This window comes from Rhizobium sp. 01N447_2, assembly GCF_056399245.1.
Genome location: NZ_JBFTQY010000115.1, coordinates 1 through 14,043, shown reverse-complemented (window position 1 = coordinate 14,043; position 14,043 = coordinate 1). Strand labels below are relative to the sequence as shown.

General features: G+C 58.2%; 14 protein-coding genes and 1 pseudogene. 10 read left to right on the top strand and 5 right to left on the bottom strand.

Going from position 1 to position 14,043, the window contains the following annotated elements:
* Positions 1-154: 154 nt before the first annotated feature.
* From AC1ECN_RS36660 to AC1ECN_RS36640, 5 genes are all read right to left on the bottom strand, one after another.
* Entirely contained in the window at positions 155-418 is a 264-nt protein-coding gene (locus AC1ECN_RS36660) for a DUF427 domain-containing protein (RefSeq protein WP_477955797.1), read from the bottom strand.
* Between the two features lie 129 nt (positions 419-547).
* Positions 548-1,579 (bottom strand): transaldolase, encoded by a 1,032-nt coding sequence (gene tal / locus AC1ECN_RS36655; protein ID WP_164592874.1) that lies wholly within the window; start codon positions 1,577-1,579, stop codon positions 548-550.
* A 119-nt stretch (positions 1,580-1,698) separates the two neighbouring features.
* A complete protein-coding gene (locus AC1ECN_RS36650; protein ID WP_477955795.1) occupies positions 1,699-1,953 on the bottom strand; it encodes a DUF2171 domain-containing protein in 255 nt (84 codons plus the stop codon).
* Positions 1,954-2,005: 52 nt separating this feature from the next.
* Complete coding sequence (gene egtB, locus AC1ECN_RS36645) at positions 2,006-3,280, bottom strand: ergothioneine biosynthesis protein EgtB (RefSeq protein ID WP_477955794.1); 1,275 nt, start codon at positions 3,278-3,280, stop codon at positions 2,006-2,008.
* 388 nt (positions 3,281-3,668) lie between these two features.
* Complete coding sequence (locus AC1ECN_RS36640; RefSeq protein WP_164592868.1) at positions 3,669-4,313, bottom strand: peroxiredoxin family protein; 645 nt, start codon at positions 4,311-4,313, stop codon at positions 3,669-3,671.
* Positions 4,314-4,866: 553 nt separating this feature from the next.
* Here AC1ECN_RS36640 and AC1ECN_RS36635 point away from each other — a divergent pair.
* From AC1ECN_RS36635 to AC1ECN_RS36590, 10 genes and pseudogenes are all read left to right on the top strand, one after another.
* Positions 4,867-5,403: a DUF1003 domain-containing protein gene (locus AC1ECN_RS36635; RefSeq protein ID WP_477955792.1), complete on the top strand. Its 537-nt coding sequence runs from the start codon at positions 4,867-4,869 to the stop codon at positions 5,401-5,403.
* A gap of 115 nt (positions 5,404-5,518) precedes the next feature.
* Entirely contained in the window at positions 5,519-6,124 is a 606-nt protein-coding gene (locus AC1ECN_RS36630; protein ID WP_164592866.1) for a sulfite oxidase-like oxidoreductase, read from the top strand.
* The gene (locus tag AC1ECN_RS36625) at positions 6,117-6,866 is read left to right on the top strand and encodes a ferredoxin reductase (RefSeq protein WP_204341537.1); all 750 of its coding nucleotides are present in this window, start codon (positions 6,117-6,119) and stop codon (positions 6,864-6,866) included. The genes AC1ECN_RS36630 and AC1ECN_RS36625 overlap by 8 nt, the downstream gene beginning before the upstream one ends.
* A gap of 202 nt (positions 6,867-7,068) precedes the next feature.
* Complete coding sequence (locus tag AC1ECN_RS36620; RefSeq protein ID WP_164592864.1) at positions 7,069-8,271, top strand: two-component system sensor histidine kinase NtrB; 1,203 nt, start codon at positions 7,069-7,071, stop codon at positions 8,269-8,271.
* A gap of 224 nt (positions 8,272-8,495) precedes the next feature.
* A complete protein-coding gene (locus AC1ECN_RS36615) occupies positions 8,496-8,936 on the top strand; it encodes a hypothetical protein (protein ID WP_477955790.1) in 441 nt (146 codons plus the stop codon).
* 368 nt (positions 8,937-9,304) lie between these two features.
* A complete protein-coding gene (gorA, locus tag AC1ECN_RS36610; RefSeq protein WP_477955799.1) occupies positions 9,305-10,738 on the top strand; it encodes a glutathione-disulfide reductase in 1,434 nt (477 codons plus the stop codon).
* 130 nt (positions 10,739-10,868) lie between these two features.
* A complete protein-coding gene (locus AC1ECN_RS36605) occupies positions 10,869-11,249 on the top strand; it encodes an ACT domain-containing protein (RefSeq protein ID WP_164592859.1) in 381 nt (126 codons plus the stop codon).
* 75 nt (positions 11,250-11,324) lie between these two features.
* A complete protein-coding gene (locus AC1ECN_RS36600; RefSeq protein ID WP_164592856.1) occupies positions 11,325-11,768 on the top strand; it encodes a hypothetical protein in 444 nt (147 codons plus the stop codon).
* A 343-nt stretch (positions 11,769-12,111) separates the two neighbouring features.
* Positions 12,112-12,513: an SPW repeat domain-containing protein gene (locus AC1ECN_RS36595; RefSeq protein ID WP_164592854.1), complete on the top strand. Its 402-nt coding sequence runs from the start codon at positions 12,112-12,114 to the stop codon at positions 12,511-12,513.
* Between the two features lie 461 nt (positions 12,514-12,974).
* Positions 12,975-13,895: pseudogene (locus AC1ECN_RS36590) on the top strand (thiamine pyrophosphate-dependent enzyme); the annotation flags it as partial.
* Positions 13,896-14,043: the final 148 nt, after the last annotated feature.

Genomic DNA, 14,043 nt, shown 5'->3' with positions numbered 1-14,043 from the left:
GTCCTGGTCGGCCAGACGAAAGCTGGGCGCCCGAGCCCCTGCGCTCAGCGCTCGCTCCGCCTGCTGGGATGCGATGAGATACTCCACTCCCTCGCGCAGCGCGCGAGACCTGTTCTCTTCGATGGACTTGGGCGCCGGCAGACCGGTGCCCGCGCTAGCCGACTTCAACGCCGTTCCAAAACGCGAGGTAGCCTTTGATGTCGGCGGCCGCTGAAGGGTCGGCGTAGTACCAGACCGCGTCTCTGTTCGTCTTTCCGTTTACCTCCAAGGAATAGTAGGCGGCCATACCCTTCCATGGGCACCGGCYAGTCGTAGAACTTGGACGAAGATAGTCCTTTCTTACTGAATCGGGGGGAAGTAGTGGTTTCCTTCGACCATGATCGTCTCGTTCGATTCCGCGATCTTCACACCATTCCATGTTGCGGACGTCATCTCTTTTCCTTTTGTTGACTTGGGGCCATTCGAGGCAATACGCACCCCTTGGGAAACGGATTCGTGACCGATCGGGGGGATGCCTCGCGTCGACCCGACATCTCGTTTATTGGAACTACGACTGCAAGCGACGTTGCATGGTTTCGCGCATCGTTTGCAGGTCTCGTGCGAATATTCGGATCCCCTCGGCTAGTTTTTCCGTAGCCATGGGATCGCCATTCATGATCCATCTGAATGTGATTTCATCCATTGGGTCGGAAGGCTGCGGGTGTTTGATGTCGACCGAGTTCTCGCCAACGAACCAGTGGCAAATCGACTCCGGTTCCTTCTGAACTGGCGTCGATGACAGCACCTTTGGGTCTAGCGCGCGCGTGAGCTGTCCGCTGTCTGCCGAGAGCGCTTCCAGTAGTGCAGGCGCGATCGTGAGCCGGTCGCAACCAGCGAGGGCTTCGATTTGTCCGGTATTTCGAAACGAAGCGCCCATCACAATCGTCACGATGCCGTTCGCCTTGTAGTAATTGTAAATGTCACGCACCGAGCGGACACCCGGGTCTTCGTCGAGCGCCAGCTCCGCTCCCGTAGTCTTTTTGTGCCAATCATAGATGCGACCGACGAAAGGCGAGATCAGGAATGCTCCAGCCTCGGCACTGGCAACTGCTTGAGCCTGATTAAGGAGCAACGTCATGTTGCACCTTATGCCATCGCGCTGCAGCACTTCGGCTGCCCGTATGCCCTCCCAGGTCGACGCGAGCTTGATCAGCACCCGCTCGCGATCAACACCACGCTCTTTATAGTCCGCGATGATCTGCCTCGCCTTGGCGACGGAGGCCGCGACGTTAAACGATAGCGTTGCGTCAACCTCGGTGGAAACATAGCCAGGCACCAGCCGCAGGAGCTCGATGCCTACCGAGATCGCCAAACGGTCGGCGGTTGCGGCTGCGATGTATCGAAAGTTTCCATTCTTCGACCGTCCCCAGGCCAAAGCCTCCTCGACGACATGGTGGTATGCGTCCGTCCCGAGGGCCTTAAGCACTATCGTGGGATTCGTAGTGCAGTCGGCAGGCTTGAATCGCGCCACGGCCTCAAGGTCGCCTGTATCAGCGACAATGGTCGTGATAGCTCGCAATTGCTCCAGTTTGGAATTCATGACCTTCTCCTTTTGACTTCTTTACGCACGCGCGGAAGGTGGCATATCGGCTAGACTTACGCTGGACGCTATTGGATCGCGCCCGGCCGTTGATGCATCCCGCACGCGCAACGTTTAGTTCAGACCGACTTTCCCGACTTCTCTTCCTCGAAGGTCACAGCAACTGCCGCGATTGCAGACAGGCGAACTTTCTGGCCTTCGACTTCAGCGACCAGGCCGAGATCGATGAAATGGTTGTGGCCCTTATGCGGGCCTTCGCCGCTGTCGTACTCGGCAAGTTTTATCCGGCCATCGACGACGGCATCCACAGTGCCGACGTGAACCCCGTCCGCACCGATGACTTCCATCTTCGGAATGATTTTTTCGCTGCTCATGCTCTTCTCCTTTGTGGGCTTTCGGATTTGACCGTGCTGCCCGCGTGTGTGCTCAGATGTCCTCTGCCAGCCTCAAACCGGAAAATTGCCACCGGGCGTGGCCTGGAAAAAAGTTCCGATAGCTCGCCCGGACGTGGCCTGGCGGCGTGAGGCAAGAGCCTCCTCGCAGGACGAACTGCCCTGACATAAATTTTCCGTTGTATTCGCCAACGGCGCCTTCCGCGGCCCGGAAGCGCGGATAGGGAGTGAAGGGGCTGCGCGTCCACTCCCAGACGTCACCGAACATCTGCTGCAGTCCGGCGCGCGGCCTTGCTGGTTCTGGTCGCAGTCGGGTTGTGTCGAGGAAGTTACCGTCGACGTCGAGACCCCGTGTGGCGACCTCCCACTCGCTTTCCGTCGGCAGCCGCTTCCCGGCCCAGGTCGCATACGCGTCGGCTTCGAAGTAGCTGACATGAGCGACTGGCGCGGTCGGGTTCACCGGCTGGAACCCTCGCAGTGTCATCGTCCAGTACTGCCCGTCTCGCTTCTCCCAATATAGCGGTAGAGCCCAGTTGTCGGCAGACGCCCGCGCCCAGCCCTCTGAAAGCCAAAGAAGCGAGTTGCTGTACCCGCCGTCTTCAATGAACGATATCCATTCCCCATTCGTTACAAGTCGGTCGGCAAGCCGGAAGGGTTCGATCATTGCTTGGTGGCGAGGGCCTTCACTGTCGAACGCGAATCCGGGGCCGGCATGGCCGACCTCATGGAGACCGCCGTCGAAGGAAATGAAGGATAATGGCGGCGACGCCTGCATCCCGACAGCGATGGGCGCCGGATCGCGATAAGCGGGGTGGAGGGGGTTTTGTGCGAAGAGGTGGAGAATGTCGGTGAGCAGAAGCTCTTGGTGCTGCTGCTMGTGGTGGCAGCCGAGCTCGACGAGTTCCGCGAGGTCACGTGCGATGGGAGTGGAAAGCAGCTTTTGGACTGCGGCGTCGACATACTTGCGGTACACGAGGATCTCGCTCAGCGAAGGACGAGTAATCATGCCACGGCCGGGACGGGGCTGCCTTGCGCCTAGCGTCTCGTAGTAAGAGTTGAACAGAAAGCTAAATCCTGCGTCGTAAGGTAGGTAGCCTGACAGATGCGGCCTGAGCACCATTGCCTCAAAGAACCAGGTCGTATGCGCGAGGTGCCATTTCGCGGGGCTCGCATCGGGCATCGATTGCACTGTCGCGTCGGCATCGGAGAGCGGCCCAGCAAGGATCTCGCTGGCGCTTCGCACCTCATGAAAGAGACGCTGCAAGTCATTCGCCGCGAGGGTCGACTCGAATAGGCGTACTGGTTCCATAAGGCGACCTCTTGAATAATGGTTTGCTGTTGGTGATCGCGACGATGACCGCACGCATGCGTGCTGGGTTTGTCGAGAACACGTTTCCACGCCGATCGGCGTGAGAATGGACTGTAATGGAGGTCGGGCATCGCTGCCGTCCTCCGTGAGAGCCGTTACATCGATAAGAGACTAGCGGCCGCTGGTCCAATGACCGATGGGAATTGAAACGATGCCAACGACGGAAGACCGACACGACGGTTCCATACGCCGCCCGCCGAATACGGTAGCGAAGGAGTTGGTCGCGCTGGCGGATGAAGGTCGTCGATTTTGTGGGATCACGTCGGAGCGAGCATTCCCGCAATCACACTCTCACGGGACCGAGCAGCGGAGTGCCGGCTGGTCCGCCTTAGCTTTCTGCGGCTAGTTTGCGCAGGGCCGCGAGGATCTCGATCGGTTCCTGCCTTATGGTGAAGTCCGCCTCTATAAATGCGTTCCGGATCCTGCCACTGCGATCGACGACATAGGTGGCCGGTAGCGGCAGCATCCAGATGGATGTCCCGTGCCTCATCCCAAGATCAATTCCAAGGCTTGAGTAATAGGTCCGGATTTCTTCAGGAACCGAAAACAGGACGCCGTAGGACATGGCGACGCCATGGTCGACGTCGGCGAGAACCTGAAGGTCGAGTCCAAAGTTGCGCTTCATGTCGCGGGGGAAATTTCTTGTGTCCGGGCTGAGAACGATGAGATTGGCTTTGAGATCTTCGAACTCTTGTTTCGCCGCCTGAAGGGCGCACAGCTCGGCGGTACAATAGGGGCACCATCCGCCACGGAAAAAACTTATGACGAGGGGGCCTTCGCCCCGTAGTTGCTCTGATGAAACCAAGCGACCATCGGCATCGGGAAGCAAGAAGTCCGGCGCGGTGTCACCAACATTCAGGGCACGCGATGCGAAGTCGTGCTCCCGGATCCAGTTTACGAGAAATTCGTACGCCTTCCAATCTGCAGGTCCGAACGCGGACAGCAGATCTCCCCTCAGTTTGTCGTAGTTCATTTTGTCTTTGCCGACCCTCTATGAAAAGGACTTACATGCAGATTCCGAAAGATGAACTAAAAGATGTCCCCAATCCGGGCGTTTGCCATCTACAATAGAGGCCGCTCAGCAGGTCGTCCAATGACGCGTGGCTATCAAATCGATGCCGTATCGTTGGCCGGAGCGCGACCCGCTGCGAACGAGGGGCCGCGCGCCTCCCGACCTTGACCTTGGAAAGTCCATCGAAGCGCTAGCCCAGCTGGATCTAGAGCGATGAATCGGACACCTTTCCGTAAACGATAGAACCGACCGTGCAAGGCTCTTCGGTTCCGCCAGGTGCGTCACGTTTCCGATCAATCGAGCCGCTCATGGCCCAGCCGTTCGGCGGCATTCCCGATAGTTATCGATCCAATTCCTTTACGCGGCTCTCCGCAAAACCTAGCGGTTCCTCGTCACAGTCGACGTCAGGCAAGAGCTTTCTCGCAGCAGACGACTCTGCCGCAAGTACCGAGTTGGCTAGGGGCGGGAACACGAATGCTGACAGACGGAAGAGACCAGTGAAGGGGGTGAGTTTGTGGAGCAGGAAGAACACGACATGCTCGACGGCCTGAGGCGGTTGCGACGTTCGCTTCGCGTCGAGGCCATGGACGTGATGTCAGCGATCGAGCGTGTGACCTTCGGACAGACGATTGCCGATGCGGTAGCGAGCGTCATGGGGTCGTCGACGTTCATTATTATTCAAAGTACGATTCTGCTTGTTTGGATTGCAGCCAACGTCGTGGGTACGATGAGGGGCTGGGACCCGTACCCATTTATTCTGTTGAACCTCGCTCTGTCCTTCCAGGCAGCTTACGCGGCTCCGGTTATCATGATGAGCCAGAACCGGCAGCAGGACATCGACCGCCGAGCGGCAGAGAACGACTACAGAATCAATGTGAAGGCGGAGCTGGAGATCGAGCTCCTCCATGAGAAGATCGATCAGCTCCGAGAGCAGGAGGTTCTCAAGTTGACAGAGGCGGTAATGCGCCTGACCATGCTGCTCGATCGCGCCACAAGCGAAACACCGTCGCCCGTCTTGGAGCTGCGCGGGGTCGTGGATCCAGATCCATAACGATCGGCTATAAAGTCGATGGCAACAGGTGATTTCCCCTCCTGAGATCAAGGGGCCAATCTCTTCCAGTCTCATGTGCGCATTCACGCCGTCAACCAATAGAAAGAGGTTTGTAATGGTCACTCGCGGATTTACCGGCAGGCAATCAACGGACAATCATTCCGACCGCATTCCGCCCGGCCAACACCTGGTCGAAAACTTTCCCGTGCTCTCCGCCGGCCCGACGCCCCGCGTCGAACTGGAATCCTGGAAGTTTACGCTGAAGATCGGGCCGCGCCCGGTGAAATTCTGGACCTGGACGGAGTTCAACGACCTCCCGCAAACAAAGATGACGCGGGATATACATTGCGTCACATCCTGGTCCAAGCTCAACACGGTATGGGAAGGCGTCACTGTGGACGACATATTCGCAGACGCTGGCATCGAGGCACCGACAGCCTTCGTTCTAGCGCATTCCTATGACGGGTACTCCACCAATGTGCCCCTTGCAGACCTTGCATCCGGTAGAGCGATGGTGGCCGTGAAATACGAGGGCCAACCGCTGGCACCCGATCACGGCGGGCCGGCGCGTCTGCTCGTGCCGCACCTGTACTTCTGGAAGTCCGCCAAATGGGTCAACGGGTTGCAATTCACCGAACGAGACGAAGCAGGGTTTTGGGAACTGCGCGGCTATCACATCTACGGCGACCCTTGGCGCGAACAGCGGTATGCGAATGATTGAGGGTGCGCCAACTCCACGGGCCCAGTGGCAAAAGAGCTTGATTGTTGAGATTGTCGACCGGACGCCCAGCATCAAGAGTTTTTTTCTGCGGCTTTCCGCCCCTTTCACCCACCAGGCGGGCCAACATGTCGACGTGCGGCTGACCGCACCCGATGGCTACGTCGCCATGCGAAGCTATTCTATCGCTTCAGCGCCGAGCTCTACCGGAATCTTGGAGCTGGCCATCGAACGCCTGCCGACAGGTGAGGTATCGCCGTTCTTCCACGATGTTGCGCAGGTCGGAGATGAGATAGAGCTCCGTGGCCCTTTAGGTGGTCACTTCATCTGGCCAGGCGATGCTTCAGGACCTGTCCTGCTGATTGGGGCCGGATCCGGCGTCGCGCCGCTTGCCGCGATGGTCCGCTACCGCCGCACGAGCGGACAGCGGGTCCCGACGGCGCTGCTGATGTCCGCTCGCACGAGGCGAGACACGCTCTTCGGAGACGAACTCGTCGCCGCCGAAGAATCCACGTCCGGCTTCTCCTTCGCCCTAGCCCTGACTCGTGAGCCGGCGACGCGAGGGTCGGATTTCAGCCGACGTATTGACGCGGCGATGATCGGCGACGTTGTGGCAAGACTGCCCTCTCTGCCCGAAATTGTGTTCGTGTGCGGGTCGAACACTTTCGTCAATGTTGCCGTAGACGGTGCCCTGACAGCCGGGATCGATGCCGCAGCAATCAAAACCGAGCGGTACGGCGCTTAAGATCGGCAAATGACCAACCCATCGGAAACTCGGATGTACCGGGGATCTTTCCGTTGAACGGAGGGGCTTCCTAGCATGAAGAAGGACGCACTGCCGGTTGCGGTGCCTTGGAATGCCGGCAATCCATTGGTTTGTGTCTGGCAAACACGAGAAGAACGATTTAGCTCGCGTGAGCCGCTGATAACGACAGGCTATCGACTTGATGGCGATAGGTGATTTCCCTTTTACAGCTCCCGACTACAGTGTGCTGCGCATCATCGTTCCCGAGACTTCAAACCTGGAGGCCGATATGCAAATGGCTGAGTCAACGAGAGTTTCATCGCTCCACCTGGAAAGCAGTCCTGTCATCGGAGTACTCCCCGACGAAATCGTCGTCCTAGCCGAGCGCGGCGGAGTTACGATTGGACCGAGCCGCGGATTCACCACTTTTGTGCGACCGGTGCGTCACAGCTCGAAGCAAGGATCTCTGGCGAAGACCCGGTCGGTCGAGATTCCGCTCATCGGAAGTGACGGAGAGATTTCAGGCGTCTTGTGTCGCGAAATCCCGCTCACCGAACGACCCAATCCCGTAGCCTATTCAGAGCTTCAGCGTTTACAGGCGATAGACGAGATCACCAAGGTCTTCGTTCACGACATTAACAATGTGCTTTCGGTAATCGGGGGCGGTCTTCGGCTGCTGGAGCGCCTCGGAGACTGCGAGGCTCGGGGGGTCATATTCGAACGAATGCACCGTGCAATTGATCGCGGCACGCGTCTGAGTCGGAGCCTGCTAAATGCAGGCGGGCACCCGCGCCCCGCTGGCAGAAAGGTGGCGCGCCAAGAGGACCTCGGAGCTGCGGTCGAATCGTTAGGCCACGCACTTGGCGAGCGGACACGGATGGAGGTCGAGATCAGTTCAGACCTCTGGGAGTTCAATGCGGAACCCGAGCAACTTTATTTTGCGCTGCTGAACCTGTGCCGAAACGCGGACGCGGCGATGTCGTGCGGCGGTGTCGTGTCGATCTGCGCAGCCAACGTCGATCGGCTTCCCGCGGCACCTGAAGGCGCCGTGGTGATCACGGTGGCGGACACCGGCTCGGGTATGTCGGAGGATGTCCTATCGCGAGCCTTCGAACCCTATTACACCACAAAAACGGCCGGCGACGGCACGGGGTTGGGCCTTCCCCAGGTTCGTAGGTTTGTCGAGCAACACGGCGGCGCGATCCGGTTGGAGTCCAAGGAAGGCGTCGGCACGACGGTGCACATGGTATTCCCACGTGTTTTCTCCCAGCCGCGAAGCGATTCTCCGATCGTTGGTGATGACCCACACACAAACGCCGGGGTGCCTCAGCTCAGAATCGGCTACGTCCCGTCACCTACTGGCGGCACTTTCCTCCTCACAAGCTCAGATACCGAGATCAGGTGACTGGCGGCATCCCTGCAAAGTGCTTGTCGGGCAACAGGGCATTCAACAAAAATCAGACAGTCGAGGGCGTAGGTCTCTGCGCCGGATTTCGTCGTCAGACGCGGGTCACTGATGTCCTCGCATTCAAGTCCACCGAGAAGAAAGCCGATGCCTTGGTGGCGAGCCATGCCGGGCACCAGTGTTAGAGGCAGGTGGCGATTGAGATTGGTAATTCAGGGGGATAGATGGCTACGTACCTGATTCGGACACCAAGCGGCTTCCTCACAGAAGATCGGCGCGTCAAGCTATGTGAGGCGATAAAGACCACGCACGCGTTCGTCGCCGGTGCCGGCTGGATGTCGACAAGGATCGGCATATCCTTAATTGCGGTGTCAACGGAGGATCCGCGGATGCCTGGGAGCGACCGCTTATTCGYTCACGGCTTCGCCGAGAAGGATCCTTGGCGGCCGATTGCTGAGCTACTTCGCTTCTCCGTGCGGAGTGCCGCGGCGCATGTAACCGGGTTGGACACGGAGCGCGTGATCGTCTCTGTTCGCGAAATGTCCTTTGGCGGGACCGGTGGTGCGGACCGCGAGCCTGCGAAATGTGCAGCTTCCCCGTACATCGGCGACATCGTCAGCCTGAATTGCGAACCCTTTTCGGCCCTCGCCGGCATCATTGTGTAACGCGTGGTTGGTGTCGTGCTGTCGGTCCTCAGAGGCCGAGGAAACAGTGGGCTCTGTGATGGGTCCTGGGACGCAGTAGCCGAGATGATTGTGGGAGGGTGGCCTCGGGCCGCAAGGAATCCGAAATTGGTTGCGAACCGTCTAAATCGCTCGCCGAGCCGCTACCCTCCTGCATGGCGAGAATCAAAAGTGGTGGGAGACCTTGGTCGATCTCCCCGCGCGCATCGTGGCGCCCCGCAATGTTCACGGGCGCTGTTACAAATCGCAATTGATTGGAACATGCCTTGAGGAATCTAGATATCGAACATTCACTGACAAATCCGGAGCCTGAGATCGCGCGCGTCCCGGCTACGACAGCGCCTGAGCGTGTGTTCGACGTGGACCTCTTCGTCGTCGGCGGCGGCTCGGGCGGGATCCGCGCAGCACGTGTTGCTGCGGGTCACGGGGCAACAGTGATGCTTGCGGAGGAGAGCCGCCTCGGTGGAACGTGCGTCATTCGCGGCTGCATTCCGAAGAAGCTTTTCCTTTACGCCAGCCGCTTCAGCGACAGTTTCAACGATGCTGCGGAATTCGGCTGGAAGCTTTCGGCACCGCGATTCGACTGGCCTTCGCTCGTCGCCGCAAAAGACCGGGAGATCGGGCGTCTGGAACGACTATATGCCGATGGGCAGGATCGCTCCGGCGTCGAGGTCGTTCATTCGCGTGCAGTGCTCGCGGACGCACACAGCGTTATCCTTGTCGGTGACGGCAGGATCGTGCGGGCCCGTACGATCCTGATCGCCACGGGGGCGCGCCCAGAGCTGCCGCCCTTCGACGGAATGGATCTCGGCATCACCTCCGACCAGGCATTCGATCTCAAGGAACTCCCGAGCCGAGTCGTCATCGGCGGCGCGGGCTACATCGCCGTGGAGTTCGCAGGGCTTTTTGCCGGTCTCGGAAGTGACGTAACCATGGTGTGCCGCGGTAGTAACGTGCTTCGAGGGTTCGATGAAGACGTCCGGCAGGCAGTCGCGTCGTCCTATACCAACCGTAGCATCAAGTTGATGCTTTCCGATACGATCCGTCGCCTCGACAAGCCCACCGGCGCAGGATCCAACACGTCTCCCGGCGGAAGCATCTGCGTCACAACCGAACAGGGTGGCAGGCTTGTCGCCGACCAGGTGCTGCTCGCCTTCGGTCGCACGCCGAACACGGCAGGGCTTGGGCTTGGGCTCGACCGCGCCGGCGTGAAGACGGATGCGAAAGGCGCGATCATGGTGGACGCGAGCTCGCGCACAAACATCCCAAATATCTATGCGGTTGGTGACGTCTCGAACCAGGTTAACCTGACGCCCGTCGCCATCCGCGAGGGGCATGCGTTCGCCGACAGTGTATTCGGGAAGAATTGGTGGCAAGTGGACTACTCGAACATCCCGACTGCCGTGTTCTCGAGCCCGGAGATCGGCTCAGTGGGGCTGACCGAGTTAGAGGCTCGCGCACAATACCTTGCCGTCGACGTTTACAAGACGCGCTTCCGGCCACTGAAAGCAACAGTCAAAGGGGACTGCGAATCCTCTCTCCTAAAGCTCGTGGTCGACCACGAGAGCAGCCGCATCCTCGGCATCCATATCTTCGCGGAAGACGCGAGCGAGATGATCCAGGTGCTCGCGATCGCATTGCGTAGTGGGGCGACGATGAAAGACTTCATGTCTGTCATGGCTGTGCACCCAACGGTCGGCGAAGAGCTTACGACAATGCAGGCGCCGACAGTACGCTATGATCGCCGTGATATCCGAAGCCCGGTCACGATCTCTGAAAACTGAAGTTTTCCAGCAATCACTCCCGCTGACCGCCAAGACGTCGATCCCGATAAGGAGCCTTTGTCGCGCGGCATCAAATCGGATTTCTGGTCCCAGGCTCATTTGAAACTATAATGAAACGAGGTGTGAAAGCGTGGTTGGCGTTATTCTCAAGAGACAGCATGGCGAATATACCATAGCCCAACTTCCTGGTCTGTCGCCGATACCGTCCTGGTGCGACGGCGATGGCTTCGTCAGTGTGAGCCGCGGCGCCGATGAGCTTTCGGTAATTTGTCTCAAGAACCGCGTACCCGCCAGAGTAACGAGCGACGGAGACTGGGCATGTTTCAAGCTGGAAGGTCCGACATCGCCGAGGGAATCTGGATCGGTTCATTCCATAGTCCGGCCAGTCGCCGAGAACGGCATTGAGGTTTTCGTCGTGTCGACGTTCGGCGGGGAGTATATTTTTATGCGGAACCGCGATGCCGCAGCGTCCATCGATTGCCTTACGGCGGCTGGACACCACATCGCTTAGCAGCACAGCGACGTCGGTTCGCTGTCCTGGACATTGTGCTAAATACCAAAAGAACCGCAACACGGAGACGATAAAATGGACAAGCAGATTATTCGGGAAACGATGCTTTCGCTCGAAAACAGTGCACTCGAGAGCGCCCGCGAGAAATATCTCGACTATGTCGGCGACGCGCGCCTCGATCGAAGCGAGCCGATTGAAGACGATGAGCAAGCCCAGGCCGAAATAGCGAGCGACCTTTCCGAGGCGCTCGATGATACCGTCCACGACCAYGCCGAGAAAATCGAGAATCTGCAAAAAATCGATTTTGGACCGAAATCAAGTGTGCAGGAGGGTGCCCTCATAAAACTCTCAGGCCGATATTTCATCGTGGCTGTTTCAACAGCAAGGTTTTTCTGCGAAGGCCAAGAGATCATGGGTATCTCGACGATGTCGCCCATATTCACAGAGATTGAGGGTATGCGGGCAGGCGAAAACCTAGAGTTTAAGGGTAGGAAGCTCGTCGTCGAGGAAGTCGGCTGAACTCGGCGACCAAGCGAACGACGACGTGCCTATGCGATGTCGGGAGTCGAGCTTCGGTTGCGCGACCAGTTTGATGACGGGATTGGCCACACGCTGCCGATCCGCCGCGGTGTGAGCTAGTGGCTCTGCAAACCACGATCTCCCGTTTTGCATCGGAAGTAGGAGCGGAATGAAAACGATAACGAGCCGGCATTTCTAAAGCAGTCGGCATCAGCCTAGTTTGCAGTGGCACCGCACCCAATCCCATAGCGGCAAGCGAGTGGGCCACAAAGCCTCAACATTCGCCTGTGTTTCGGCGGTGCAAATACGACCAGTATCTGTCAATCGCTCGAAGGATTCCGCGATGCCGTTCCGTTTCGTTACCAAGAATATCCACGCTTACCTCATTGATTATCCCGTTGCTGTCGTTCTGCTCGTTGCACCTTTCGCACTGAAGCTCGGTCAGAGCGGCCAAGTCGCGATGTGGCTGTCAGTAATCACAGGCGTCGCGGCGCTCATTTTGCCCATGCTGACCAATCACCCGACTGGCATCATAAGGGTAATTCCCTATTCCGTTCATCTCTGGGTCGATCGCGCCGTCGGCGTGGTGTTTCTGGCCGCGCTCTTCGTTTTCAGTTTTTCGGGTATCGCGGCCTGGTACTACGGCGTTCTCGGCGTAGCGGTTATTTTGACGACCTCCGTCTTCAATGCCTCCGAGCAGCCCGCATCGCCGCTCGGCGCGATGAATTCCCGCAAGGTGGTTTGATCCGGGCCTGCTGTGAAGACCCGGCGGCTAGTGCTCGCCGGGACTTTCCCCATCGGGTTGGTTGGTGTGCCTTCCGACTTCTCGACAATTGGACTGAACGCCTGTTTCACTGATCGCCGGGCGTCTGATCATCGTTTTCCCGGGACCCGCTTCGCAACGATGATCGACCGGAGACCCGAAGGCTAGAACTGACGAAAAGACAGATGACGGGCGTATGCCCAGTCTGCATCAATTGAATAACGTACGGGAATTTTCGCAATCCCACTCCCTTCAATAATATTGCGCCATTCGCTGAGCCGCGTCGCCCCGACGCGTGTTGCTCAGACGACCACCAGCGTTGCCGGATTGACGAGGCGACGAGCGATGGTCGAGGCCTGTTTGCCTAAAACTGAAAGGATCCCTTTATGCCAGCTGATCTCACAGCAAACACGTTCGAGCCTCCTCAGCCAACCGACGTTCGCATGAGGAAGCTTGCCGATTGCATTCGAGCTCTTTCTATGGACGCAGTCCAACATGCCAAGAGCGGCCACGCCGGTATGCCAATGGGTATGGCGGACGTCGCTACCGTATTGTTCAGTGAATTCTTGAAATTCGATCCCCTGAAGCCTTCCTGGCCCGATCGAGATCGATTTGTGATCTCAAATGGACACGGCTGCATGTTGCTTTATTCGCTCCTCTTCCTCGCCGGATACGACGGGATCAGCATCGACGATATAAAGAAGTTCCGGCAGATCGGAAGCAAGACAGCTGGGCACCCTGAATACTGGCACATTCCTGGTATCGAGACGACCACCGGACCCTTGGGACAAGGCCTTGCGAATTCCGTAGGATTTGCGCTCGCGGAACGACTTCTGAATGCTAGCTTTACGGATGATCTCGTTGATCACCATACTTACGTATTCATTGGCGATGGCTGTCTCATGGAGGGCATCAGCCACGAGGCCATTTCGCTCGCGGGACATCTGGGGCTCGGAAAGCTGATCGCCTTTTTCGATGACAATTCGGTGACGATCGACGGACCAACGAATCTTTCGGTTTCGGATGATCAAGCCGCGCGCTTCCGTGCTTCCAATTGGCACGTCCAAGAAATTGACGGACATGATTCGGACGCGATACGAGCAGCCATCAAAAATGCACATGACGCGAAAGATCGGCCCTCTCTTATCTCCTGCAAAACGATAATCGGTTTCGGTTTTCCCACCATCTCAGGGACGCGGAAGGCGCACAGCGATGCTCCCGGCGAGGACGAGATCGCCGGCGCGCGCAAAAAGTTGGAATGGGACCTTCCTCCATTCGAAATCCCAGATCACCTGCTCAGAAAATGGCGTTCCATCGGCGCGAAAAGCCGGCGCCGGCGTGCGGACTGGGAAGACCAGCTAGCCAATACGGATCGTGTCCCAGGACGTGGTGTAGCAAGGTAGCGGTGGTCACCAGTGTTTTTCCGGTAGGGTCGGGTTGTTCAAGACCAACCTGATAGAAAGACTACCGATGACCGACGATATGATGGACCTGCGCTCGCTTGTTGAGAAG

Bases quoted from the DNA above. Each gene is read 5' to 3' on its own strand.
- AC1ECN_RS36620 (WP_164592864.1), top strand. From the start codon at position 7,069: ATGGCGATAGGTGATTTCCCTTTTACAGCTCCCGACTACAGTGTGCTG.
- AC1ECN_RS36640 (WP_164592868.1), bottom strand. From the start codon at position 4,313: ATGAACTACGACAAACTGAGGGGAGATCTGCTGTCCGCGTTCGGACCT.
- AC1ECN_RS36650 (WP_477955795.1), bottom strand. From the start codon at position 1,953: ATGAGCAGCGAAAAAATCATTCCGAAGATGGAAGTCATCGGTGCGGAC.
- AC1ECN_RS36630 (WP_164592866.1), top strand. From the start codon at position 5,519: ATGGTCACTCGCGGATTTACCGGCAGGCAATCAACGGACAATCATTCC.
- tal (WP_164592874.1), bottom strand. From the start codon at position 1,579: ATGAATTCCAAACTGGAGCAATTGCGAGCTATCACGACCATTGTCGCT.
- AC1ECN_RS36625 (WP_204341537.1), top strand. From the start codon at position 6,117: ATGATTGAGGGTGCGCCAACTCCACGGGCCCAGTGGCAAAAGAGCTTG.
- AC1ECN_RS36595 (WP_164592854.1), top strand. From the start codon at position 12,112: ATGCCGTTCCGTTTCGTTACCAAGAATATCCACGCTTACCTCATTGAT.